This window comes from Coleofasciculus sp. B1-GNL1-01 (assembly GCF_040220235.1).
Lineage (GTDB): Bacteria > Cyanobacteriota > Cyanobacteriia > Cyanobacteriales > Coleofasciculaceae > Coleofasciculus.
Genome location: NZ_JAVJTO010000029.1, coordinates 23,111 through 47,462, shown reverse-complemented (window position 1 = coordinate 47,462; position 24,352 = coordinate 23,111). Strand labels below are relative to the sequence as shown.

Sequence of the window (24,352 nt, the reverse complement as noted above, 5' to 3'; positions counted from 1 at the left end):
ATAAATTTACCTCCCTGCCTTTAATCCGAACAATTAGCGGGATTATTCCAGTTCCCGGAGGGCGTAGCCGTAGGAGATTCGGCAACTAGCATAACCTGTCCATCTGCCGTTTTCACCCAACCTTGAGCCTCGATAATTCGATGGGGAATTTGATTGAGTACCCTCTCCGTTTCCCCCTGTACCTGCATCTTTTTATCCTCTACCAGAGTCCCTAAATCATCTAAAACAGTATCCAAAGTAAGCACATCATCCGGAGTGGGTGGCACACCACCTCGCCCAGTAACTACAAATCGACTACCGCCATTCTTACCCACAGCGGGACAGCCTTGGATAATTTGCCCCGTCGGGTCAACAAAATTGCTGGGTAATTCCGTCAGTCCCCGACTAGGGTCAAGAGGTATATTGAGTGTGACATTACCCGGAGAACCAAATTGAGAACTGGCATCAATATCATTAGTGCGATTTCCGGCAATTGCTGGACGTTCTTGAATGCCGAAAATTCCTTGACCTGAGATAGTAATATTACCGCCGTCGCCCTGATCAGCTTTGGCAATAATATCGCTACCATTCGCGCCGTCTGGGGGTAATGTTAATAGAAATATGGTGTCAATAGTAATATTACCGCCATTCGCATTCCCAAAAGCTTGAGCAGAGATGAGGCTTTCGTTGGTCATCCACAGAACGTCTAAATCCTGTAGGTTAATATTCGCTCCGTCTCCAAGCTTACTGATTCCTGTTTCCGCCGTCAATTGACCTTGGTTTAACAGTACAGAATCCGCCTGAATCGTGAGATTTCCGGCTTGTCCCGAAGCACTGCTGACAGTAATTCGTCCTCCATCTCGAACCAATACTTGTCTGGCGTCAACGCTTAAGTTCCCGGCTGTACCTCCCTTTGTTGCTTCCACCGATAGAGTTCCTTGTCCATTCAAGTCCACAGATTCAGCAGCATTTATAGTTAGATTTCCGGCTGTACCTGTTTGAGTAGAGGCGGCGATAGAACTATTATTACTGACCTCTACATTTAATCCTTGTAACCGAATATCTCCGCCTTGACTTGAGCGGGTAGCGGCGGATAGTTGTGAACCATTCTCAAGCGTCAATTGTCTGGTATTAATCGTTAAGTTTCCCGACGCCCCCGTTCCCGTTGATTCAGTCAACACTCTCCCCTGATTATTCAGGAATACAGAGTCAGCCGCCTGAATTTGCACAAGTCCACCTTGACCCCTACCAGAGGTTAAAGCAGATACCTGAGATTGATCTTGGACAGTTAACTTAGACGTATTAATTGTTATATTGCCAGCCTCACTAATACTGTCCGACTGAGCAAATAATCCACTCGCCAGCACTCCATTGTTAACACTACGGGCTACATTTGGTGTATCAAGTGAAACTTGGAGAGTATACTCGCGTCCAATCAATGATGATCCTGACCAAGCCTGAATAAAGTAGATGCCAGGTTCACTAAAAACATATCGGAGATAGGGATCATTTCGAGTGCTTCCCCCTGCACCTAGAGATGGAGACGCAACCGTGTTAGATGCAATTCTATTGCCAACACTATCGAAAAGGTGTAGTCGCATCGCTCCAAATAATTGCGGAGTGCGATCAATATCAAAAATACCGCGAGTTCCGGCTGTTGTTATTTCAAAGGAATAATAATCTTCATCAATGCGTGTGTTGCCTATTCCGGCAATAGACACATAAGGAATTCTTGTGGAAAATTCGACATTGAGATTGGCATGATCTGGATTATCGAGAAAAAACTGATCGAGTTTCTGGGCTTGATTAATTGAGTCGTTTGGCTCTAATTCATTCAGCGCAAAAGGATTAGTGATGGGGATATTCCTAGATGGAATCGGGGTAAAATTAGAGTCAATCCCAGCGATAAAAACCCCTTCTATCGTATTGACAGTAATATCACCCGCCTTGCCATTGCCGGATGTCGTCGTCACCAGTTGAGATCCCCCGGTTAAGGATAAGTTTTGCGCTTCAATGGTGATATCGCCTCCATCCCCTACTGCTGTTGAATTGACTGCCGTGCTGATGTTACTAGCATTAGTAAGTGAAACAGCCTCCCCAGCCTTTACCGTGACATTTCCCCCATCACCTTGACCTGCCGTGATGCTGAAAATAGCGCTATTATTATCGATAAAAATAGAGTCATCTGCCTGAAGTAAAACATTTCCTGCATTTCCCTGACCAAAAGTAGCAGTATCGATAAAAGAAGCGTTAGTTAAAGAAATGGCTTGAGCATCAATTGTAATATCACCCCCCTTGCCAATTCCTCCGGCTTCTAACGAGGTAAAAAGGCGGCTGTTGTCGAGTGAAACTAAGCCATCACTGAGAATAGAAATATTTCCAGCCTTTCCTGTACCTACCGCCGTGGTTGCGAGTTCAGTATTCGTTAAAACAACCGATGCTGCATTAATTTGGAGATTACCACCACTACCCTTGAAAGCATTACTGATAATCAAGCCATTTTCCAACTCAAATGTAGCAGCCGGACTGGTTAGGGTAATATTACCTCCCCTAGAACCAGAAGCGTCAATACGCGGGGAGTCACTTTCAGGTGTAGGATTGATCGTAATTTTACCGTTAGTTGTCGTGAGAGCGATCGCGCCTCCATTACCTGTAGTAAAGTTACCAAAGATTACACTATTCGGAGAAGATCTGAGACTCTCTGTAGAGATGTCATCCCCTGCGGTGAGGCGAATTGCCCCCCCATTGCCAAAAAAGGAGGAGGAGTCTATAGGGGCTGTAGAGATCTTGTCCCCTGCACTCAAGGCGATATCTCCACCATTTCCAGAAAAAGAAGAGGAGTCGAGAACGGTTGTGGAGATATTGTCCCCTGCACTAAACGCGATCGCGCCTCCATAATCAGCACCCGATGCGTTAACTGATTCTGTGGAGATATTACCACCTGCATGAAAGGCAATATCTCCTCCATTACCAGAACCCGATGCGTTAACCGATGCTGTGGAGATATTACCACCTGCGGTGATAGCAATATCTCCCCCATTACCCAAAAAAGCGGAGGACTTAATATCTCTTGAGACGATATTACCGCCTGCTGTGATAGCGATATCTCCCCCATTACCACTACTCGAGAAAGAATCTATTCGTTCTGTAAACCTAGAGTCTACGCTGGTTTTGGAAACAATATTACCGTCTGCGGTGATGGTAATATTTCCCCCATTACCACTACTAGAGGAGGAATCTATAACAGTGAAGAAAATATGACCGCCTGCGGTGATGGCGATGTCTCCCCCATTGCCACGACTAGATAAAGAGAGTAAAGACTCTGTAGTGATATTGCCACTTGCACTCAGGGTAATGATTCCCCCATTGCCATCATAAGAAAAGGAACGCACAGCCCCTGTAATCATGTCGCCTCTGGAGGTCAAGGCAATAGTTCCCCCTGGCGCGGTTAGAGAACCTGTACTCGTCACTTGATTTCCAGATAAAGCGAGAGTTTGTCCAGACTCTACCGCTAAATTTCCCCGATTAGTAATATCTCCAATGGGTAGAGTTCCCCACTGTAATCCTGGTGTGATAGTAATGGTCAACAAAGGCGGTGCTTGGGGATTGGTGGCACTAAACTCACTGCCATCAGGAAACGTAAAGCTATTCGCTGTAGATCCGACAAAGGAACCACCAATATCTAACTGGGCATTTTGTCCAAAAATAATCCCATTCGGATTAATTAAAAATAGATTTGCCGTTCCATTCGCCCGAATCCACCCATTAATATCGGAAATCTTAGCACCCGTTACCCGCCAAAAGATATTTTCAATATCCAAGGCATTGTTAAAAAATGCTTCACCCCCCGTCTGTACAGAAAATTCTTCAAAACTATGGAACAGGTTCATCCCCCGTACTGTTCCCCCATCAATCTGGCAAACTGGACACCCCGTCACCTGAGAATTGACTGGCAGAGTATTATCGGGGACGACTTGGGCTGAAGCCGGACTCAAATGCGCCAAAAAAGCCAAAGCCAGACTGCTCATCATTGAAACTCGAAATCTCGCCTGTGCCATAGCTGATGAAATATGGGGGGTAAGCTGTCACGCATTTAAATTGGGAATGGGTAGCGAGCAAGATGCAAAGCCTGCGGCATGGCTTCGCTAAACGCACTACAAGGATTTCGCAATTCTTAACATTATGGTTTAAATGCCGAACAGCTTAACTAGGTTCTCCTCCTACTATAGTCCGGGTTAAATCTATCGGCAATAATTCAGAACTCTGCCTTTAATCCGAACAATTAGTCGGGTTATTCCAGTTTCCAGAGGGCGTAGCTGTAAAAGATACCCAAAAACTAAAACCCAATGTAGGGGCGGGTTTAGGAACAAAATTAATGGAGCCACCAATCACCTTTATACAAAACCCGCCCTGCCCCAATCTTTCACTAATTCCCTAAAGTCCCAATTTCGACATTTTTTTGGTGCGATCGCGGTTGAGAATAAGGTGGGTTTTGTTGTCCAGTTTGGGATTAATCGATTGCCGTTCGGTGGGGGAATGGACAGGTTTTGTTGTTCATTGATCGGTGGGGAGGGCGGGTTTTGTTGTTCCGTTAGTAGTGACTAGCTGAATTGATTCCCTAAACCCGCCCCTACAATTGTTCCTAAACCCGCCCCTACAATTGTTCCTAAACCCGCCCCTACAATTGTTCCTAAACTCGCCCCTACAATTGTTCCTAAACCCGCCCCTACATCTAATTTTTATACCCCAAATGCATTTGCTAATAAATTACGCAAATTTATTGTTTTTGTCCACAGTCCAATGAACCGAAAATGCGATACATCCTTTGAGGAGATCGGGGAATGGAATCAATAGCCATCCCCCTCTGTTGATCCTTTACCACTGGGGTAAATTAATCATTAACTGTTCTGCGGCTTGTCGATTCAATGGCTTAGAGAAAAAGTATCCCTGACCATATTCACATTGCCGCCCTCTCAGTTGGGCTAACTGCATAGTCGTTTCTATCCCTTCTGCCACAACATCCATGCCTAAATTGTGAGCTAACGTCACAATCGCTTGCACAATCTCCCCATTTTCTCCCGCATCCCCCATGCGACTGACAAAGGAACGGTCAATTTTTAAGGCATCAATGGGAAACTGATGTAAGCGACTTAACGAGGAATAGCCGGTGCCAAAATCATCAATGTACAACTGAATATTCAATGCCTTAAGTCGCTCCAATAAAGCCGCCGCCGAATCGGAATGTTCCATAATGCCACTTTCCGTAATTTCTAACTTGAGAGTGCTGGGATTGACCTCTGTCTCTTGAATAATTTGGGCAATTTGCTCAATTAAATTCGTTTGGGAAAACTGTTTCCCCGACAAATTAACACTCATGGTTAACGGAGGATAGTGGCGAAATTGTCGTTGCCATTGGCGTAGCTGATAGCAGGATGTTCGCAATACCCACTGACCAATGGGAATAATTAAACCCGTTTCCTCAGCTAAGGGAATAAACGCGCCCGGTGAAATCATTCCCTGTTCTGGATGCTGCCAACGCACCAGCGCCTCAAACCCGGTAATTTTACCTGTCCCCAGGGAAATAATCGGTTGGTAATACACCTCCAGTTCTTGGCGTTCAATTGCCCATCGCAGTTCAGTTTCCAAGCGTAACTGGGCAAGGGCGCGACCGGACATGGCGGTGTCAAACATGACATAACAAGCGGTTCCTTGAAGTTTTGCCCGATGCATGGCGGTATCGGCATCTCGGAGCAAATCTTCCGCTCGGTTATACCCCATACCACTCAGGGCAATCCCGATACTGGCTGTGGCAAACACCTCATACCCATCTAAGTTAAATGAGGATTCCAATGTTTGGTGAATCGATTTGGCGATATCTGTGGCTGCTCCCGTATTGGGGATATCATCCAGTAGAATCGTAAATTCGTCCCCCCCTAACCGGGCTAAGGTATCGCTGGGGCGTAAGCACCCTTGTAATCGCTCTGCGATCGCACTCAGCAGTCGATCACCAACCAGATGCCCTAAACTATCATTGATGACCTTGAAACGGTCTAAATCCAAGACAATCACCGCACATAAATAGTCCCAACGTTGCCCTGCCCGTCGCAACGCATACTCCAACCGATCCATGAATAATGCCCGATTCGGTAATCCGGTCAATACATCGTGGAAGGCATCGTGGAGTAACTGTTCCTCCATGCGTTTGCGATCGCTAATATCCACCACCTGACTAATGTAGTGTAGGGGTTGACCTTGAGCGTCTCTGACCAACACAACTTTCAAAATAGCATTGACAATCCTGCCAGATTTTGATATAAATCGCCGTTCAGTTTGCAAATGAGAGAGTTCCCCCTGCAACAAGGATTGGTGTTGGGTAAAGTGGAGTGCCCGTTCAGTCGGGTGGCTAATTTCGGTAAACGTGAGAGCCAACAGTTCTTGAGCCGTATACCCCAAGGCGTCACACAATGCCTGATTGACCTTGAGGAATTGACCCTCAAGGGAGGTCATTGCCATGCCAATGGGAGCCAGTTCAAAGGTGAGACGAAACTGCTCCTCACTTTTGAGTAAAGCCGCCTCTGCCTGTTTGCGTTTGGTCGTATCGGTAGCAATTCCATCCATACGAATGGCAGTACCTCTGTGATCGTAAATTAGGCGGGCGCGATCGCGTAGCCAACGCACTTCGCCATCCGGTCGTACAACCCTATATTCTATATCTTTACTCCCCTGGTGCATCATCGTTTGAGATGCTATCTCCACCCGTTGGCGATCATCAGGATGAACGACTAACTCCCAGAGACTGGGACAATCCACAAAGTCGGATATTGGGCGACCATAAACCCGTTCTGTCGCTGGATTCAGGTAAATAAACTGTTGAGTCTCCAGGGACGCTGACCAGACTACATCGTCTAGAGACCTGAGAATACTCTCCAGCTTTTCCTCACTCTGTCGCAGGGCTTCCTCTGCCTGCTTCCGTTTAGTAATATCGGTTTGAATCCCGACAAAGTGGGTTAAATAGCCATCCCCATCAAAGACGGGCGAAACATAGAGTTCATTCCAGAAAAGACTGCCATCCTTACGATAGTTCTGTAAAATGACATGGCACTCTCGTTGCTCTTGAATCGCTGTCGCTAACTTACTCACCCCGGCTTGATTGTAATCAGGTTCTTGCCAGAAACGACAATTATGTCCAATTACCTCCTGTGCGGTATAACCGGTCATTGACTCGAAGGCAGGGTTAACATAAATAACTGGGTTATCCGGTTGATTCGGATCAGTAATAATCACCCCATTATTACTCGCCGCGATCGCTCGCTGCATTAGATAGAGATTCGCCTCTGACTGCTTATGTCCAATCGCCAAGGCTAAAACATTGGCAACCGCCTGGAGAAAGTGAATGTCATCTTCACTAAAACGGCGCTGGCTGGTGGTATGCGCCCCTAAAACTCCAAAGGGTTGCTCCTGACCCGGAATCACCACACTCACACCACTGACTACGCGATGATTGTAGAGCAGAGGGGGTCCACTAAAGCGAGTATCAATCGGTAGATCTTCCACCACGACAGGTTCTTGAGATATCAGATTATAACCCGCCTGGGAATTCCTGTTCGCACCGACTAAAGCATACCCAACTAATCCCGGCGACCAACCCACACCCGCTTTGAGTAAAAACACATTACCATTGGGTAGGAGTTCTAACACTTTGCAATACTCAACCTCTAAGGTTTGAGCAATCGTACTCACCGCTTCGTTCATCAGGGTATTTAAATCCAGCCCCGAAAGCGCCCGTTGGCTCAATTTAGCGATAGTTGCTTGCTGACGCGCTCGTACTCTCAGTTCTCGGTCTGGCTGTTCTGGATGGGTAACCTCTCGAATCACCAGTTGGGTTGCCTCTTGACCTTGATAAATGGCAGGTAAACGGGCAATTTCCACATCAATGATCTGACCATCTAACTGTACCAGTTGTTCGGGAATAAATTTTGTGGGTAAGGTTAGGGTGTGAGGTGGATTCGACCTTCGTTTGTGATCAGAGAATTTCTCTGTATGCTCAGAACCAACAACTCGGTGATCTTGCCTATTTCTCTGATTTTCCTGATCCTGAGAGTTAAAGTCTGACCAAGGTTTACCGATAAGTTGGCTTTGACTAATGGCTCCCAGTAATTTGACCCCTTTAGGATTGATATAAACCAGGGTTCCCTGATGTTCGAGAGCGATCGCGTTGGGAGATTGTTCGACCAACGTCCGATAGCAAGCTTCACTGTCTTTGAGAACGGCTTCTGTTTGCTGATATTGGGTAAGTTGCTGGTAGGTATCGCTGATATCATGGAATACACTCAGAATTGCTTTTTCCTGATTGAAGGTCAACACCTGCATGGAAACTGTTACCCACAACGGCGTGCCATTAATTGTATGAACGCAAAGTTCCTCATTCTGGACAATACCATTTTGGTCTAATGTGGCTAACAGTCTTTGCCAGTCGGCAGGATTTTCATAAAAATCGGGCATTGAGCCACCGATTAACTCGGAGGTAGCGACACCAAACAGTATGTTCGCATGGGAATTACCGTAGACAATCGTGCCATCAGAGACTCGTGCGATCGCGACAGGTACAGGAAAGGCTTGGGTAATCGCCCGAAATTGTTCTTCTTGCTGTTGCAGTTCGGCGTTAGTGTGTAGACAGTTTGCTATCTCTTGCTTCAGTTCATCCGACTGGGCGATCGCGCTGCCTTTAGCGTAAAGTTTGCAAGTATAATATTCTTCCGAGTTAGAGTATGAAGGGGACAAAATGTCTAGCTTCTTGACCTTGGCAACAAACGGTAACCATTGCCATAAGCCGATCAACAGCAGTGCAAATCCCAGCAGATAGACCAGTGTCATTGGAATCGGCGTATCGATTAGATTCAGGTTTAGGGTGGTCAAACCAAAAGTACGGTTAACTAAATCCATAAACCCATCCAGACAAATTAAGCCGTAACCCGCCAGCATATAGAACCAGCCCGGTTTTCGTTCAATCTGTGATTTTGAGCCGATCCACCACAAATAACCAAGAATAGGCATCATTAGGGACACCCTGAGGCTCCCGATTACAATTTCCCTCATAATTCATTTAGGGCAAGCGTGAGTCATCAACAAAAGGAACAGTCTATTTTGGAAGATCCAAACGTTTGTCAGATGTTTTCTTAAAAACGAAATAACACCAAATATCCACGTTAACTGGCTCAAAGGAGAACTCCCTGATGTCAGATTAAGTTTTGTCCGATGCATCTGCCCTGATATTTCTTCGCCAGAGTGGTATATTCAGTAATTTTTCAGCAACATCTGCTTATTGACACCAACTTGGGGATAATAAGGAACAGTAGATTGGTGACGACAACTACGTCGCCATCTGTTTGTATCTTAGAACACTAACCTTGTCTTAATAGTTGACAAAGATGCCATACTATGCATGGAAAAAGCGAGTATTCTAGTCTGATTTTCCCAATCCAGTACCAGCGCCCATAGGATGACTTGACTGACTCTAGCCCTATAGTCTCTTGTCCCTTCAAAGACGCTCAGCCAATCTCAACTTGGCAGAACGAGCACGGGGGTTTTCATCCCGTTCCGTGGGTTGTGGAGTTATGGGTTTTTTGGTAAGCACCCGCAATATTGGTGAATCCCGCAAGTGGTGTTTAACCAGACGGTCTTCCAAGCTGTGAAAACTAATAATACCAATTCTGCCGCCTGGTTTTAACCATCTAGGCGCACAATTGAGAAATTTTTCTAGGGAGGATAATTCTTGATTAACGGCAATGCGGAGCGCTTGAAAGGTGCGCGTGGCGGGGTGAATCCTACCATAACGGTATTTTTTGGGAACGGATCGCGCGATCGCCTCGGCTAATTGGGTGGTTGTCTCAAAGGGGCGACGTTCCACAATTGCCCGGGCAATCCGCCGGGATAAGCGTTCTTCACCATACTCATAAATAATGTTTGCCAGTTGGGTTTCATCCCAGTGATTGATAATCTGGGCGGCGGTTAAGGATTGGCGTTGATCCATCCGCATATCTAGAGGGGCTGGATGGCGAAAACTAAAGCCGCGATCGGGAATATCCAGTTGGGCGGAACTAACGCCTAAATCAGCAACAATGCCATCAAATAACGAATCGGGCGGTTGATAGTCCACAAAATTCCCCCGCCAAAATTGGATGCGATCGCCATAAGAGGCTAACCGGGTTTGAGCGGCTGCGATCGCTTGGGCATCTTGGTCAATCGCCGTAACACGAACCTCCAGGCTCGCCGATAGAATTAACTCACTATGTCCACCGCCGCCCACCGTCGCGTCCAAATAATGCCCACCGGGACGAATCGCCAATCCAGCGATTAATTCCTTACTTAAGACTGAACGATGAAAAAACTGCGCTGTTTGCGCGTCAAAGTCCATATAATTAAAGGGATGCAACAAAAGTAAACATAAGCAAAGCGATCAGCGATGAGCAATAAAGGCTGTCAATCGGTAGGGTTGGTAAATTCAATCCAGAGATAGACCCAAATCAATAGACAATAGGGATATTCAGAAAAAGACTTGTGCTAATCGCGCTCTCTGGGACAGGATGCTATTGTACCGTTGTTCTAGACCATTACCTGATTACCTGAATGTCTATGTTAAAGCGTCATCGCTAAAAATTGGGGAAACCAGTACATCACTATGGCACAAATCGAAACTAGAACCGACCCAATGGTTCTCAACTTGGGTCCTCACCATCCGTCCATGCACGGCGTTCTCCGCTTAATCGTCACTTTAGACGGGGAGGATGTGATTGATTGTGAACCGGTTATCGGCTACCTGCATCGCGGTATGGAGAAAATAGCCGAGAACCGCACGAATATTATGTATGTCCCCTATGTGAGTCGGTGGGACTATGCAGCGGGCATGTTTAACGAAGCGATTACCGTTAACGCCCCGGAAAAGTTAGCGGATATTGAGGTACCCAAACGCGCCAGCTATATCCGCGTGATTATGCTGGAGTTGAATCGCATCGCCAATCACCTGTTGTGGTTAGGACCCTTTCTGGCTGATGTGGGGGCGCAAACGCCTTTCTTCTACATCTTCCGGGAACGGGAATTAATTTACGACTTGTGGGAAGCCGCCAGCGGACAACGCCTGATTAATAATAATTACTTCCGTATTGGTGGAGTAGCGGTTGATATTCCTTATGGGTGGGTTGACAAATGTGAAGACTTTTGTGATTACTTCGCCCCTAAAGTCGATGAATACGAACGCTTAATTACCAACAACCCTATTTTCCGCCGTCGTGTTGAAGGGGTGGGTACGATTACCCGTGACGAAGCAATTAACTGGGGACTTTCAGGTCCAATGTTGCGGGGGTCTGGCGTGAAGTGGGACTTGCGGAAAGTTGACCACTACGAATGTTACGACGACTTTGATTGGGACATCCACTGGGAAACCGCTGGGGATTGTCTCGCCCGATATTTAGTGCGGATTCGGGAAATGCGGGAATCCCTGAAAATTATTCGTCAAGCATTAAAAGGATTACCTGGTGGTCCTTACGAAAATCTGGAAGCCAAACGCATGGCGGAAGGAAAGAAGTCTAAGTGGAATGATTTTGATTATCAGTTTAGTGGTAAGAGAATTCCGCCAACCTTTAAGATTCCCCAGGGTGAACATTATGTTCGCTTGGAAAGTGGAAAGGGAGAATTGGGAATTTTCATTATCGGGGATGATAATATCTTTCCTTGGCGTTGGAAGATTCGTCCACCGGATTTCAACAATTTGCAAATTGTACCCCATATTTTGCGGGGAGTCAAGGTAGCAGATATTATGGCGATTCTCGGTAGTGTTGACGTAATCATGGGTTCAGTAGACCGCTGATTAAGTTATAGATAAGCTGTCATGCATTTAAATTGGGTATTAATAGCGAGCAAGATGCTCGCACTACAAGGATTTCATGATTCTTGATATTAAGGTTTAAATGCCGAACAGCTTACTGGGAGGAAGTGGCACGTTAGTTGATGTGCCACTTTTTTTTGCGATATTTATAGAACTTTTTTCTTCACTATTGCCCATTGCCCATTGCCCATTGCCCATTGCCCATTGCCTAGCGCATAGCGCTATATGTCTCCATTAATGTTGATGTACTCCCTACGACTCTTGCTTGTGAACCCGATTCACTGGACACTAGAAAAGTTGTGCCAAAACTCGTCCAGTTGAGGGGGAGAAAATTGTGACGTTTACTTCAATTCATGCTTGTCGAAAAAGCATCCGTCAAAAGATGGAAAAATGCCGCATCGGTACGTTAATGCTAATGGAAGGGATTGACGAAACCCGATTTTATCGCCAAGCGCATCCGGATTTTAGTCCTGTGGGTTGGCATTTGGGTCATATTGCGTTTACGGAAGCGTACTGGATTCTAGAACGCTATGCTGGCTTAAAACCCCTATTTCCAGAGTATCATCGGCTTTTTGCGGCGGATGGTTTACCGAAGTGCGATCGCCAAAAATTACCGTCCTTGGCAGAAATTCAAGATTATCTGGATATCGTCAGAACTCAAGTCTTTGATTATCTGGAAATTGCCCCCCTAGATCACCAAGAACGCTTATGGCGATGGTTAGTCCAGCATGAGAGTCAACATGGTGAAACCATTGCCCTTATTTTGCAATTACACCACCTATCGACTCAAGGTAATACCCTGTGCCAAACTGGACGCACACCTAGGTCATTCATTCTGACTGAATCCTTTGCACCTCAAGCAGATAAGACGCCGGATCAAGGACAGATGATTGAAATTCCGGCGGGTGAGTTTGAGATGGGAAGCGATGAGATTGATGCAATGGATAACGAACGTCCATGCGATCGCGTTTTTTTAGATACCTACTGGATCGATCGCTACCCCATTACCTGTCAACAGTATCGCGCTTTTATTGAAGCGGGAGGATATCAAAATCATCAGTGGTGGTCTATAGAAGGATGGAAATGGTTGCAAGATAATCCTGTCGCCTATCCCCTCTATTGGTCAGATGAACCCTTTTGGGATAATCATCCGGTCTATGGGGTGAGTTGGTATGAAGCCGAGGCTTATGCTAATTTTGTCGGCAAGCGATTACCCAGTGAAGCGGAATGGGAAAAAGCGGCAAGTTGGGATGTACAAAAGGGATGTCGTCACATCTATCCCTGGGGTGATACGGAACCCACATCTTATGTTTGTAACTACGATAATACGGTAGGACACACCACTCCGGTTAACGCCTATCCCCAAGGAAAAAGTGCATCAGGTTGCTACGACATGCTGGGGAATGTTTGGGAATGGACAGCTAGTTGGTTTGACGGATACAAAGGATTTGTCAGTTATCCCTATCGCGGCTATTCTCAAACTTATTTTGATGGCGAACATCGGGTTTTGCGCGGCGGTAGCTGGACAACTCGTCCGTGGGCGATGCGCTGTAGTTTCCGTAATTGGTATTATCCCAGTGTGCGTCAAATTTTGGCTGGGTTTCGCTGTGCGGCGGATGGATAATTCGTGAAGGGAGATGGGGTGAGGGGGTGAAAGGGTGATGATCAGGGCGGGTTTTGAATTGACGTTACAGTAGTTTGCTCTGCTATGCGGTACATTGTCGATCCCCCTAAATCCCCGTGCAAAAAAAGCGAAGCATCCTTTGGCTTCCCCCTTTTGAAGGGGGACGGGAGGGGGATCTGAAGGGGGACTTTGATCTACTGTACTTTATTACAGTGCAAAGAGCTGTATCATCAATAGCGAAACGTAATTTCCTAAACCCGCCCCTACAGACGCGATGCGCGAAACGTCTTTAACCCTAAAATCTATTGTTTTTATTTCTAAACCTTTACTCTATTAACGACTTCTACTATTAATTACCGCCGCAAACAACAGATAAAGCACACCAAAAGCGATGGCAACTTCTTCAGCCCATTTCGAGCCATAGATTCTATACCAGTTATCAAAACTTCTTAAAATACGAAGGATGGAATCTATACCCCAATCCAGAAGTTGAAAACCAATATAAATTAATGCCGCCACTCCTAATGCTTGTATAAAAGCATTTTTGAATAAATCATGCATGGGAATTATTTAATATATAGGTGATTTTATTATAACTGAGATAATATAGCATCGGCAATAATCTTAAGTGATGAGAAGGTGTCTGGTCAACTTCATGGCGGAATTGGCTCAAGCTTTCATGCGATCGCCTAAACCTATTGTGTATAGTTTTATACATTAAAGTTTATAAGTCTGAGCCGAGTTATAGAGACAGGTTAAACTTGATAAAAAAAAGCTAAACATTTTTCGTTTCTGTGATAACGGAGGGGATAAAAATGGATGAAGTTGTTAAAAAAATTGCCGCGTTGGGATTACCTGGGGTAATTTTGGTGGTGACGATGGCGGCTACAGGGTTGACAGGGGCGGCGGCTATCACGGCGGCTTTAGCATTGCTGGGGGGTCCGGCGGGAATGTTAGGTGGAATTGCGGTTTTGGGATTGACGGGATTGATTACGGATGCGTTAGCTGAGGTGGGGCTTGAGGATTTACTTACAGCAGTTTATTGTCAGCGGCGTCAGAGTGAACCTCATGGGAAGTTGATTGAAGAGATTGAGGCGCTTTCCCTATTTGATGGGGATATTAAGGATAGGTTAAAAGCGACGGTAACGGATGGGTGTGGTTGTGATACTGTAGTGAATGCTTACTTAACAGATGCAACTCAAGACGCGATCGCAATTTTAGAACGGGTTCCGGGTATGACTCCTGCACATCACCGCGATTTCAAGCAGTCTAATCCTATTATTCGACTCAGGGATGGTGCAGCAGTGAGAACCTGGAAAAATCCCTTAGGTGTTGACCATGTTTTTGTGGCGGATAGTCATGACAGCATGGTTTATGGGGGATATGTGGGTTGGATTCACAGTGAAGGGTTAAATTCTGCGATCGCCCAAATTAGACGAGATTTGACTTAATTTTTATTCTTTTATCGGATATCGGATTGAAAGCTTGTGTGATCGCATAACATTTATATAGACAAGGTGAAAGTGATGGCAGTAACAAGGATAATCACGATGGCTCAATTAAACCAACAAAAATGCGAAGCTTGCACCAAGAATTCATCCCCCGTTAGCCAAGAGGAGATCGCCCAACTGAAACCGGAAATCCCCGACTGGAACCTAATTCAGCCAGAAGGGGAAGCCCACTTAGAACGGTCTTATGAATTTCCCGATTTCAAACAAGCGATCGCCTTTACCAACCGTGTGGGTGAAATCGCCGAAGAACAAGGACATCACCCCGCTATTTTAACCGAATATGGTAAAGTCACTGTAACCTGGTGGACTCATGCCATCTCCGGCTTACACAAAAACGACTTTATCATGGCGGCAAAGACGGATGATATCGCTAGCCAGATGGCTGGATGAGGTTTAGGGAAGCTGGGGAAGCAATGTAGAGACGTGCCATGGCACGTCTGGAAGCTGGGGAAGCTAAGGGAGCAAATGACAAAGGACAAAGGACGAATGACAAATATCCCCTTCCCACCTAAAATTATACGAATCAGGAGTTCCCTAAATTTAGTAATCATCGAAGACCTATGACTCATCGCCCTATTATCCTCGGTATTGTCGGTGATAGCGCTGCTGGTAAAACAACGCTAACACGAGGAATTGCTCAAATCTTGGGCGAAGATGAAGTCACAATCCTCTGTACCGATGATTACCACCGCTATGATCGCCAGCAACGGGCGCAAAAAGCCATTTCAGCCCTTCATCCTGACTGTAACTATCTAGATATCATGCAGCAGCATCTGGGTTTGCTGCGAACGGGACAATCGATTCTCAAACCTATTTACAACCACAACACGGGTACCTTTGACCCCCCAGAGTATATTCAACCCCGCCGATTTGTGATTGTTGAAGGATTACTCGGCTATTCTACTCGCTTAGCGCGTGAGTGCTTCGATGTCAAGGTCTTTTTAGCCCCTCCAGAATCACTGCGGAGTGAGTGGAAAGTTAAGCGGGATACGCGCAAGCGAGGGTATACGGATGAACAGGTACTCGAACAGTTGAGAAAACGGGAACCGGATTCGGAGGAATTTATCCGTCCCCAGCGTAAGTGGTCAGATATTGTGGTTAGCTTCTACCCTCCTGACGAACTATCGGAGGAACAGAGTGATTTAATGCTGAATGTGCGGTTAGTCCTCAGACCGACAATTCCCCATCCAGATTTTACTCGACTCCTGAGTCCTAGCAAATCCCATCTGAGTACAGCTATTCGTCTCGAATTAGACCGAGATATGGGTAAACCTGTAGATGTTCTGGAAGTTGATGGTCATGCGACGGAGGAACAGGTACGGGAATTAGAACGGATTTTATGTAGCGAAATTCCTTACTTGGGTAAATACTGCACATTAGAAGGTGATCCTAATATTGGTAAGGTGACGGGAACCACAGGGGAAACACTCCAGAGTTATCCCTTAGCATTAACCCAACTATTGATTACCTATCACATGCTCAAAGCGGCTCATATTTATCAGTCCAGTGAACCCGCGTTAACCTGAAGTTCTCTCCAGCCGAAAACAGAGCTTTCCCATCTGATATTTACAGCAGTTTTCAAGTTAGTAGACTACAGACGATCATTGCGCCCAAAAGCAAGCCGATACAATTTTGTATTCCATAAACGTGAAAAGCGCTGTAAGCATCCCCTAAGCTGTCACGCATTTAAATTGGGAATGGGTAGCGAGCAAGATGCTCAATGTAGCGAGCAAGATGCAAAGCCTGCGGCATGGCTTCGCTAAACGCACTACGGCAAGGATGAGAGCAATTCTTGACGCTCTTTCTTTTGGGTGTACCTCATCTGTAACGGAAAGGCAATGTTAGTCCTGTGTGATGTTCAATTCAGATTCCGGCGAAAAAGCTAAACTGAAGAGAAGTCGCGATCGCTCTTTGTCCCCGCGATCGGGTAAGGGTTCCAAATACATTAGATCTCCAAAGGAGATTGAAACAGCACTTGATGCGTTAGCCTATTGCTATATGAAACTTCCCCATCCCGAACAAGCTATTATTGATGAGGAAAAACTATCAGGTTACTGTCTCAATCCGAGACATTCAGATGGTCAACACAAAGCGCGGGTTTTTCAATCGGCTTTAGGGATTGGAATTAATGATGCTGATGAGTTAAGAGCCGCACTGATGCAAGCTATCCAAACGACCGATACCGTTCTCGATAAACGCAATCCATACGGGCAAAAGTATAAAGTAGATTTTTTGATGGTTAGAGAGGACAAACAGGCAATGGTTCGCAGTGTTTGGCTCGTTCGCGATGAGGAAGATTTTCCGCGATTGGTTACTTGTTTTATCCTGTAAGGAGGAATGGGAAAGGACTATGAATCCACAAATTAAGTTATTAGACGTGGTGGCACTTCTGGAAGACTTGCCTGAGCTAGAATTATATCGAGGTCAAGTGGGAACAATTGTTGAAGTATACGAACCGGGAGTTTTTGAAGTTGAGTTTAGCGATATGAATGGTCGTGCTTATGCTATAGAGACATTCAATGCTAACCAATTGATGGTTTTACATCATTACAAATTAACCGAGGAAATGTTAGTTCAAGCTTGAAGTGATCGCTCTCGTAGAGCATCAAGACTTCATCCTCAGGATTTGAACAGAGGGCGACCCGACCCAATTGAGTGGAATGGCGTTGTTAATTTATGGACGCAGGTCGCCCCTACGGATAGAAATTGGCTAGGAACTAGAAATCAGGAAAGGTGTAACCGACGCCAAGGATAATCCCGATATCAGTCTCATCTTCGATAAAACCAATATTAATTGACCCGTTAGCGACAAACGATCGCGACAAGGGTACATCCACTCCCCCAGTGAGTAAAAATCCGATATTGTCATCGCTATCCGTTGACAAGGCGACACCTCCGCCTAAAAACGGCGCAAAGCGTACAGGTTCAAAGGGATCAACACGGGGAATCAGAAAGTCGTAAGTCAAGGGAACCATAAAAAGTGCATCATCGCCAATAATTACACCAGGTCGCAGGGATATATTACGAGACAAACCAATTTTGCCGTTTATAACAAACCCAGCATCCCCTAACGCCGTCTCACCCCCATCGTCAGCATCAGCCTCAGCGACATCATCTTCTTCGGTTAAACCAATGTTGATACCAATCCCCAAATAGTTAGGAACGCCGCGAGTTCCTCGGCGGATATCGAGGTCGGTTTGAGCGAGAGTCCGGGACTCATTCAACACGATTTCTTCATCCTGAGTCGGCTGTAGGGTCAGCGCATCAGCCGAGGAGTTCAGGGACTCGGGGACAGATTGAGTCGCGATCGCATCCTCTTGAGTGATACGCTTCACAGATGAGGCTGGAGAATCTGCAACCGTTGGATTCAGCGAACTCTGGGCGGTAGCTGAATTGTTGGTGAGTCCTTTACTCCAGGACACAGAGGGAGTCGGTGAGTCTACAGTAGCACTGGGTAGGGGTGTAGTTTCTGGCAGTGAAGACCCAGCCGGGAGATTGACTGCATCTTGAGTCAGTGCGGGGTCACCTGTCAGTCGATTAACCCAAGCATTGGCGGGTTCAGCCGTCCCCTCGGTGCGTACCTCAGCCGCAATGGATTCTAAGCGAGTCAATGATCCGCCGCCTGGACTGGAGACTTGAGCGTGAACGGGTAAGGGATGGTTCCCCATTGTGACTACCCCTAAACCAACGCCGTAAGTAACGGAGCGTAAAAGATTATGTTTCAAGGTCACTCCTCGACAAAAGATGTAAAGATTGAAATCAGCAAAACCGATTTGCTTATTATTGTCTAGGATTGCGGCTTCCTCGCCACTAAGTCAATATAGTTCCTAATTTTGCGGAAGATCGCGGAAATTAGTTGGCAAGAGTAATCTTAACTGGGTGAACTACTACACCCTCTATCCCGTTGCCAAAAGCATCTGGGACTACTTTACGAATGATGTTGTAACTGCCGTTGATGTCGGCGTTGAATTTGACGCCGATTTTTGATTGGTACAACCCACGCTTAACACGACGACCGCTAAATTTTGCTGTTTTCGCCTCTGGACTTCCGTGAACAGGAATACAATCTCCATCCAGGAAACTAGCAACCGACGTATAAGATTCTTCGGTGATGATGACTTTTATGCCAACCCGTTCAGCTTTATAGGTCAACATCTTGATTAATCTTGCATGGGGAACGCTGGTAAAGTTTTGATTGTTCACCTTGCGAGGCAAGGCACAATAAGACTCCTCTAGTCGCATTCGAGATGCCATCTCGTTGTAGGAGAGGATTTGATGGGTTTTAAAGAAATGTTGACGAATTTCGTAATTGGCTCGGTTGTAAAGATTTTTCGACTTGAAGGCTAAGTCATCAATCTCTTTCCATTTTCGAGTGCCTTGACGAACTACGTGCTTCTCAACAAGTTTCATTATCTTAGAGATGCGTAATCCAATAATTTTCTGCGGTAATTTTCCAGAACCTCTGTATAGATTACCGCAACTTGCCCTAATTTTCCGTATTCTTAATGAATGGAAACAATACTCATTGCTTGGACAACCTTTTGAGAAATAAACGGGAGAAGGTCTGGATTTTGACTCTGAGTTTTGCTTTCAGTGAATACAACCAGGAGATAGGGTAATATCGATGGTATCTCGATGTAAGCCGCATCATGGCGCACTTGAGATGAACAGGCGGATTTAGACCACAACTGAGCCTCTGGCGGAAGACCAGCGCCTAAGAATCCAGTAATTTGATGATTGGGGGTATCCTGAGTATCGGCAGGGTTCAGATTGCGTTTAAGCAGACTCATCATCACCTGCGATCGCACGGAGGATACCGCCACGCCACCCACAATACTATGGAGTAGCCGTGCTGTGGCATTGGTGGTTAACATATTCCGATTTTCCATCAAGGTTCCCATAAATAGCCGTTCCCGACCATAAGGTCCATCACTCCAGGTTTTTTGATTGACGTTAATCGATTCTAAGTCTTGCCAACCCAGAGATTGAAAGTAACGATTAACAATATTACGTTGTAGCTTCCAGGTTTCAAAGGGACCAGGGGTTAACTCAGGACCACTGGTGGTTCCACTCAAGACATCGACGACTAAACTTAAGGCATCATGGCTAGCGTCAACAATCATCGCCTTAATTGCCCGTTCCAGTTCATCCGATGATTCGACCATGGCGGTTTCTAACCATTCTTGGATGGCGACCAGATAAAATAGGGCAACCAAATCCGCTGGGTAAATTCGCTCAACCCCCCGATAACTAAAGCCTCGGACGGGATATTTCCAAAATTCATCCGCCGAAAGCGCCCCTCCAGTATTTACGGGGATGGGGGGATCATAAACCATCCAGGTGAAAGCAATTTGATTGCGGGCAAGTCCAGGAAACTCTAACCAAGCGGCGTCGAGAATCTCTGTACCAATTTTTTCGAGTTGGTCGTCCTTACGAAAGAATGTCATAATTTGCTCTCAACAAGTGATGTCAACGCTTACCAATATGGTGGTACTTCCAGAATTATCTGCATTAAAACATGGTGAGTACATCTGCCGTGTTAATTTAGACCTTTATGATTCTCCCGCTTGTGCGAGTTTAGCGACTCAAGCGGCGGCTGGACGCCATTTACACCCCTTGTTATCGACAGCCAGGGAACAGGCTGTCGAGGTGCAGTTATGTGAGGATGGATATCAGGCTTGGTTACGAGTCGAGGATATCAGTCACCTGGAAATCGCCCCTCAACCCTATCACGCGATCGCACTCTCCCGTCCTCAAATCCAAGACCGACTCCCAGAGGTGATAGCATTTACCCAAAAAGCGATGCAGCAGCCGAATTATTACCTGTGGGGGGGAACCGTGGGACCCAATTATGATTGTTCAGGATTGATGCAAGCAGCGTTTGCAGCATCGGGAATTTGGTTACCGAGAGATTCTTATCAGCAGCAGGCGTTTACTCAATCAATTCCTTTAGCAGAAGCGCAAGCGGGTGATCTAGTTTTCTTTGGCACACCTGAGAAAATTAATCATGTGGGTCTTTTTTTAGGCGATGGCTATTATATCCACAGTTCGGGAAAAGAAGATGGTCGAAATGGGATTGGCATTGACTGGCTTTCGGATCAAGGAGATAAAGTAAGTCAAACTTATTATCAGCGGTTTAAGGGAATCGGGCGAGTCGCTGTCAGTTATAGCAACCGCCATAGTGGTTAGGACACATCTTATGGTAGAGACGTTCCGCCGGAACGTCTTGAACAACAGTTTGCTTGTCCTAATCGATGTGTCTACTGCTATATTTCCCGTGATACGTTAAGCTGTTCGGCATTTAAACCATAATATCAAGAATTGCAAAATCCTTGCCGTAGTGCGTTTAGCGAAGCCATGCCGCAGGCTTTGCATCTTGCTCGCTACCCATTCCCAATTTACCTAAACAGACAATTTGATGACAGCCACAAGCTTCAATATCTGCCATAGCTGCTTGTAATCTAGGCAGATTTCCGTGAATATCCGAAATAATTGCCACTTTTTCCATAGACATAAGACGAATGACATAAACAAATGACATAAACAAATGACATAAACAAATGACAAACAACGACTAACTCAATTCCCAATCTAGGCAAAATTCTCCGGGACGCCCCCAGGGATAAACAGCACAGTTAATCCCATCACTGCCATGATAATACTGACAAACCTTACAAGGTTGAGACTGTTCTAATTTTTCCCGTAGATGACTCCAGTTTTTCTCAACTATTAGGCGGTAATGGTTAGCTTGTACGTGATTAGGTGAAATTGTCAAAGCTTTTTCAAAAGCTGCTAATGCCTTCTCATACAGTTTAATAATTTGGGAGCCATACTCAGTCCAAGGTTGAACACGACATTCATAGAGTTGAATAATCTTGAAAATAAGAATACCGTAATCTGTCCACGTATCAGCCGAAGCCATCTGTGGTTCTTTTTTAGTATCGAGTAAAACTCGTTTCAGAGTATCCAGTAATTCTCTAGGTTGCCAAGGTTTCCCGACATACGCCTCAGCGTGTTTGATCCCGTAAGACAGTGCTAATTGTTGCCCTTTCCCCGTTAAAAGCACGACAGGAATATTCTGGGTATGAGGATTTGCCTTTATCAGGCGACAAACTCTGTAGCCATCAATGCGCGGAATGACCAGATCTAATAGCACTAAATCAGGAGAATTGTGCTGAATTTGCCGGAGTGCTTCCACACCATCACGGGCTTGAATGACATTCCACCCACTCCACGTTAACTGCTGAGAAACGCATTCCCGCTGGCTGAGAGAATCTTCGACAACTAAAACAGTATTCATTGATAACAACCTGCTGACTGGAGGGAAGCTTTCGCGCGACTAGCACAGATTAGGTTAAGTGTACCCATTTCTTCCAGGTTTCTGATCACCCCTTATAGAATCGCAGTTTTAAGTAGGCGATCGCACAATTTTTGGGTATACTTTTCATCACAGACAAAACATCATGATTTGTAGGGGCGGGTTTTACCTTATCTGTTGCGACAAAACCCCTGATGCAATAAACCCGCCCTGACCACAACCATTAACTTATATACTCCAGTTGGCGTAGGTGTAGGGTAGGCATTGCCCACCAGAATACGAGGAGCGTGACATTCAGTTGAAAGCTGAAGCTTGGACGACAAACGACGCGATCGCCTGTTAGGTTACAAGTGTCTCTAATCTCGCTAGAATCTCATCCATTAACTTAGAGGGCGCTTTTTCCAGAAAAACCGCTTTTCTCGCGCTACAGTCAACGGCTCTAATCTGATCGACTAATACAACGCCATAAGTCTGCATCTGAGCGGGCAGTTCCACTTCAAAGGGCCATCCCTTTTTGCGGCTTGTAATCGGACAAGCCAGCACAATCTTAGACATTCGGTTATAGGTTAATGGTGAAATGATAATGGCTGGACGATAGCCTGCCTGCTCACTCCCAGTACGGGGATTCAGTTCCAATTGGATGATATCACCACGTTCTGGGACGCGCCCATCGATCTTTACCAACGTTCTTCTCCCATCGGCTCTCCCCAATCCACCGAATCATGCTGCATATCCGGAGTTACATCTTTCAGCAGTTCATCAAGGGTATACCTGGGTTTTGCCGGAGACAGAATGATCTTGTTTCCCTCAGTTGAAATGGTAACTAAGTCTCCTTGTTTTAATCCCATCTGTTGAATCAGGGTTTGCGGGAGCCTGAGTCCAAGAGAGTTACCCCACAGGCTGATTTTTTGGGTGATCATAATTGAGAATTACAATCCGATGTTTACACATTGAGTATACTACTGCTTTTTGGTCTACCGGAGGGCATTACCACTCCCAATCTGTTCCATCTTCCAGACGTTCCACCGGAGGAATCTCTACATCGCTACCCTATCTGCTCACCAACCGAGAGCGATCGCGTAAAATGTTAAAGACCGTTTGTTATACCAGCTAGGATGGCTCAAGACTGGGTAAAACAGAAGACTAGGACGAGTAAAGAGCTACAATCCATAACCTATTATGGGATTCTGGGGGTACACCCTAGCGCATCTGCTCTAGATATCCGTCGTGCCTATCGGGAACTGAGTAAACGTTATCATCCCGATACCACCGACTTACCAAAGGAAACAGCAAAGACGAAGTTTCAACAGCTTAATGAAGCCTACGCGACTCTGAGTAGTCCAGAACGGCGAATCCTGTATGATCAAACTATTCGCTATTCTCGTGTCAACGTCATTCAACCTCCACCCGGATTGAACCGTCCCGTTGGGCGATCGCGCGTTGAACATTCATCCTCGGCTTACCTTGACCCCACAGACCGTCCTCTCTCCGCTGGCGAGTTATTTGCCCTATTTATTTTGGGGATAACTTTCGTGGGATGCTTGGTACTGGCAATTGTAATTGGCTTAACCCGAGGAGACAATGCCTTTCAAGTTTCTGGGATATCTCTATCTAGTCGAGTCACCACGCCACCCCTAACTCAACTACAGCGAATCCCTCGATATCCCCTTTCTAACCAACTGTTCTCCCCATCTCATCCACCGTCAATCCCTCTTTTTGTTCCATCCCTCAATTTATGAAAACTTCTATGGTACTTCCCTCATCTGACACTCCCCTCTATAACCATCCCCTTCCTGAAATCGAAAATTGGCTCCGTTCTCAAGGATGTCAACAAGATAGCAACGAACTCAATTGCTGGCGTGTAGAACGACCAAATTGGCAAGCCGAACTCTGTCTGGAAGTTGAGGAATTAGCCGTGCGTTACATTAATGCGGCGGAAGGAAGACGTGACATTATGCGTTCTTTCAAGTATTCCCTCAGTCGCGAAGATGTAGAAGCAGCGGTTTTCTCTGGTCCTTAAAATTCTAAATTCTCAGAGT

At 45.9% G+C, this 24,352-nt stretch carries 21 protein-coding genes and 1 pseudogene; 10 read left to right on the top strand and 12 right to left on the bottom strand.

From position 1 onward, the window contains the following. Positions 1-20: 20 nt before the first annotated feature. The 4 genes and pseudogenes from RID53_RS06720 to rsmH all read right to left on the bottom strand — a co-directional run bounded on the left by RID53_RS06720 (position 21) and on the right by rsmH (position 10,393). Positions 21-4,010 carry a two-partner secretion domain-containing protein gene (locus RID53_RS06720; protein WP_446387378.1) on the bottom strand — a complete coding sequence of 1,330 codons (3,990 nt, stop codon included), beginning with the start codon at positions 4,008-4,010 and terminating at the stop codon, positions 21-23. Positions 4,011-4,580: 570 nt separating this feature from the next. Further along, a pseudogene (locus RID53_RS06715) lies at positions 4,581-4,697 on the bottom strand (glycine zipper domain-containing protein); the annotation flags it as partial. A 157-nt stretch (positions 4,698-4,854) separates the two neighbouring features. Beyond that, positions 4,855-9,036 (bottom strand): PAS domain S-box protein, encoded by a 4,182-nt coding sequence (locus RID53_RS06710; protein WP_446387377.1) that lies wholly within the window; start codon positions 9,034-9,036, stop codon positions 4,855-4,857. A 481-nt stretch (positions 9,037-9,517) separates the two neighbouring features. Further along, positions 9,518-10,393, bottom strand: coding sequence for a 16S rRNA (cytosine(1402)-N(4))-methyltransferase RsmH (gene rsmH, locus RID53_RS06705; RefSeq protein ID WP_446387376.1), 876 nt, complete (start codon positions 10,391-10,393; stop codon positions 9,518-9,520). 264 nt (positions 10,394-10,657) lie between these two features. Between rsmH and RID53_RS06700 the strand changes: the two genes are divergently transcribed. Next, positions 10,658-11,842, top strand: a complete 1,185-nt coding sequence (locus tag RID53_RS06700; RefSeq protein ID WP_446387375.1) for an NAD(P)H-quinone oxidoreductase subunit H — start codon at positions 10,658-10,660, stop codon at positions 11,840-11,842. A 352-nt stretch (positions 11,843-12,194) separates the two neighbouring features. Continuing rightward, positions 12,195-13,484, top strand: a complete 1,290-nt coding sequence (locus RID53_RS06695; RefSeq protein WP_446387374.1) for an SUMF1/EgtB/PvdO family nonheme iron enzyme — start codon at positions 12,195-12,197, stop codon at positions 13,482-13,484. Positions 13,485-13,817: 333 nt separating this feature from the next. Here the strand turns inward: RID53_RS06695 and RID53_RS06690 are convergent, their stop codons facing one another. Further along, complete coding sequence (locus RID53_RS06690; protein WP_446387373.1) at positions 13,818-14,045, bottom strand: hypothetical protein; 228 nt, start codon at positions 14,043-14,045, stop codon at positions 13,818-13,820. Positions 14,046-14,299: 254 nt separating this feature from the next. On the opposite strand from RID53_RS06690, the gene RID53_RS06685 reads away from it, so the two are divergent. The 5 genes from RID53_RS06685 to RID53_RS06665 all read left to right on the top strand — a co-directional run bounded on the left by RID53_RS06685 (position 14,300) and on the right by RID53_RS06665 (position 17,579). After that, positions 14,300-14,935: a hypothetical protein gene (locus tag RID53_RS06685; protein ID WP_446387372.1), complete on the top strand. Its 636-nt coding sequence runs from the start codon at positions 14,300-14,302 to the stop codon at positions 14,933-14,935. A gap of 99 nt (positions 14,936-15,034) precedes the next feature. Continuing rightward, a complete protein-coding gene (locus RID53_RS06680; protein ID WP_446387371.1) occupies positions 15,035-15,385 on the top strand; it encodes a 4a-hydroxytetrahydrobiopterin dehydratase in 351 nt (116 codons plus the stop codon). A 170-nt stretch (positions 15,386-15,555) separates the two neighbouring features. After that, entirely contained in the window at positions 15,556-16,521 is a 966-nt protein-coding gene (locus RID53_RS06675; RefSeq protein WP_446387370.1) for a phosphoribulokinase, read from the top strand. Positions 16,522-16,849: 328 nt separating this feature from the next. Beyond that, positions 16,850-17,326 carry a DUF6883 domain-containing protein gene (locus RID53_RS06670; RefSeq protein WP_446387369.1) on the top strand — a complete coding sequence of 159 codons (477 nt, stop codon included), beginning with the start codon at positions 16,850-16,852 and terminating at the stop codon, positions 17,324-17,326. Positions 17,327-17,357: 31 nt separating this feature from the next. Next, positions 17,358-17,579 carry a DUF4926 domain-containing protein gene (locus RID53_RS06665; protein WP_446387384.1) on the top strand — a complete coding sequence of 74 codons (222 nt, stop codon included), beginning with the start codon at positions 17,358-17,360 and terminating at the stop codon, positions 17,577-17,579. Positions 17,580-17,712: 133 nt separating this feature from the next. Here the strand turns inward: RID53_RS06665 and RID53_RS06660 are convergent, their stop codons facing one another. The 3 genes from RID53_RS06660 to RID53_RS06650 all read right to left on the bottom strand — a co-directional run bounded on the left by RID53_RS06660 (position 17,713) and on the right by RID53_RS06650 (position 20,442). Beyond that, positions 17,713-18,720 (bottom strand): hypothetical protein, encoded by a 1,008-nt coding sequence (locus RID53_RS06660; protein WP_446387368.1) that lies wholly within the window; start codon positions 18,718-18,720, stop codon positions 17,713-17,715. A 127-nt stretch (positions 18,721-18,847) separates the two neighbouring features. Continuing rightward, entirely contained in the window at positions 18,848-19,405 is a 558-nt protein-coding gene (locus RID53_RS06655; RefSeq protein WP_446387367.1) for a zinc ribbon domain-containing protein, read from the bottom strand. A 92-nt stretch (positions 19,406-19,497) separates the two neighbouring features. Next, positions 19,498-20,442 carry a serine hydrolase gene (locus RID53_RS06650; RefSeq protein WP_446387366.1) on the bottom strand — a complete coding sequence of 315 codons (945 nt, stop codon included), beginning with the start codon at positions 20,440-20,442 and terminating at the stop codon, positions 19,498-19,500. Positions 20,443-20,479: 37 nt separating this feature from the next. Here RID53_RS06650 and RID53_RS06645 point away from each other — a divergent pair, with 37 nt between their 5' ends. Beyond that, a complete protein-coding gene (locus RID53_RS06645) occupies positions 20,480-21,184 on the top strand; it encodes a C40 family peptidase (protein WP_446387383.1) in 705 nt (234 codons plus the stop codon). Between the two features lie 157 nt (positions 21,185-21,341). Here RID53_RS06645 and RID53_RS06640 read toward each other — a convergent pair whose 3' ends face one another. From RID53_RS06640 to RID53_RS06625, 4 genes are all read right to left on the bottom strand, one after another. Next, positions 21,342-21,509, bottom strand: a complete 168-nt coding sequence (locus tag RID53_RS06640; protein WP_446387365.1) for a metallophosphoesterase family protein — start codon at positions 21,507-21,509, stop codon at positions 21,342-21,344. 60 nt (positions 21,510-21,569) lie between these two features. Further along, positions 21,570-22,295: a response regulator gene (locus tag RID53_RS06635; RefSeq protein ID WP_446387364.1), complete on the bottom strand. Its 726-nt coding sequence runs from the start codon at positions 22,293-22,295 to the stop codon at positions 21,570-21,572. A gap of 357 nt (positions 22,296-22,652) precedes the next feature. Continuing rightward, a complete protein-coding gene (locus RID53_RS06630; RefSeq protein ID WP_446387363.1) occupies positions 22,653-22,997 on the bottom strand; it encodes a type II toxin-antitoxin system PemK/MazF family toxin in 345 nt (114 codons plus the stop codon). Next, positions 22,991-23,233, bottom strand: a complete 243-nt coding sequence (locus tag RID53_RS06625) for an AbrB/MazE/SpoVT family DNA-binding domain-containing protein (protein WP_446387362.1) — start codon at positions 23,231-23,233, stop codon at positions 22,991-22,993. The genes RID53_RS06630 and RID53_RS06625 overlap by 7 nt, the downstream gene beginning before the upstream one ends. Before the next feature lie 195 nt (positions 23,234-23,428). Between RID53_RS06625 and RID53_RS06620 the strand changes: the two genes are divergently transcribed. Both RID53_RS06620 and RID53_RS06615 read left to right on the top strand, forming a co-directional pair. Beyond that, a complete protein-coding gene (locus RID53_RS06620) occupies positions 23,429-24,052 on the top strand; it encodes a J domain-containing protein (protein WP_446387361.1) in 624 nt (207 codons plus the stop codon). 8 nt (positions 24,053-24,060) lie between these two features. Further along, on the top strand, positions 24,061-24,333 hold the full coding sequence (locus RID53_RS06615; RefSeq protein ID WP_446373421.1) for a DUF3143 domain-containing protein: 273 nt from the start codon (positions 24,061-24,063) through the stop codon (positions 24,331-24,333). Positions 24,334-24,352: the final 19 nt, after the last annotated feature.

Coding starts and splice junctions, on each gene's coding strand:
- RID53_RS06690 (WP_446387373.1), bottom strand. CDS start 14,045: ATGCATGATTTATTCAAAAATGCTTTTATACAAGCATTAGGAGTGGCG.
- RID53_RS06680 (WP_446387371.1), top strand. CDS start 15,035: ATGGCTCAATTAAACCAACAAAAATGCGAAGCTTGCACCAAGAATTCA.
- RID53_RS06645 (WP_446387383.1), top strand. CDS start 20,480: ATGGTGGTACTTCCAGAATTATCTGCATTAAAACATGGTGAGTACATC.
- RID53_RS06720 (WP_446387378.1), bottom strand. CDS start 4,010: ATGATGAGCAGTCTGGCTTTGGCTTTTTTGGCGCATTTGAGTCCGGCT.
- RID53_RS06615 (WP_446373421.1), top strand. CDS start 24,061: ATGGTACTTCCCTCATCTGACACTCCCCTCTATAACCATCCCCTTCCT.
- RID53_RS06685 (WP_446387372.1), top strand. CDS start 14,300: ATGGATGAAGTTGTTAAAAAAATTGCCGCGTTGGGATTACCTGGGGTA.
- rsmH (WP_446387376.1), bottom strand. CDS start 10,393: ATGGACTTTGACGCGCAAACAGCGCAGTTTTTTCATCGTTCAGTCTTA.
- RID53_RS06675 (WP_446387370.1), top strand. CDS start 15,556: ATGACTCATCGCCCTATTATCCTCGGTATTGTCGGTGATAGCGCTGCT.
- RID53_RS06650 (WP_446387366.1), bottom strand. CDS start 20,442: ATGACATTCTTTCGTAAGGACGACCAACTCGAAAAAATTGGTACAGAG.
- RID53_RS06635 (WP_446387364.1), bottom strand. CDS start 22,295: ATGAATACTGTTTTAGTTGTCGAAGATTCTCTCAGCCAGCGGGAATGC.
- RID53_RS06620 (WP_446387361.1), top strand. CDS start 23,429: ATGGCTCAAGACTGGGTAAAACAGAAGACTAGGACGAGTAAAGAGCTA.
- RID53_RS06700 (WP_446387375.1), top strand. CDS start 10,658: ATGGCACAAATCGAAACTAGAACCGACCCAATGGTTCTCAACTTGGGT.
- RID53_RS06710 (WP_446387377.1), bottom strand. CDS start 9,036: ATGATGCCTATTCTTGGTTATTTGTGGTGGATCGGCTCAAAATCACAG.
- RID53_RS06655 (WP_446387367.1), bottom strand. CDS start 19,405: ATGAAACTTGTTGAGAAGCACGTAGTTCGTCAAGGCACTCGAAAATGG.
- RID53_RS06670 (WP_446387369.1), top strand. CDS start 16,850: ATGTTCAATTCAGATTCCGGCGAAAAAGCTAAACTGAAGAGAAGTCGC.
- RID53_RS06640 (WP_446387365.1), bottom strand. CDS start 21,509: ATGTCTATGGAAAAAGTGGCAATTATTTCGGATATTCACGGAAATCTG.
- RID53_RS06625 (WP_446387362.1), bottom strand. CDS start 23,233: ATGATCACCCAAAAAATCAGCCTGTGGGGTAACTCTCTTGGACTCAGG.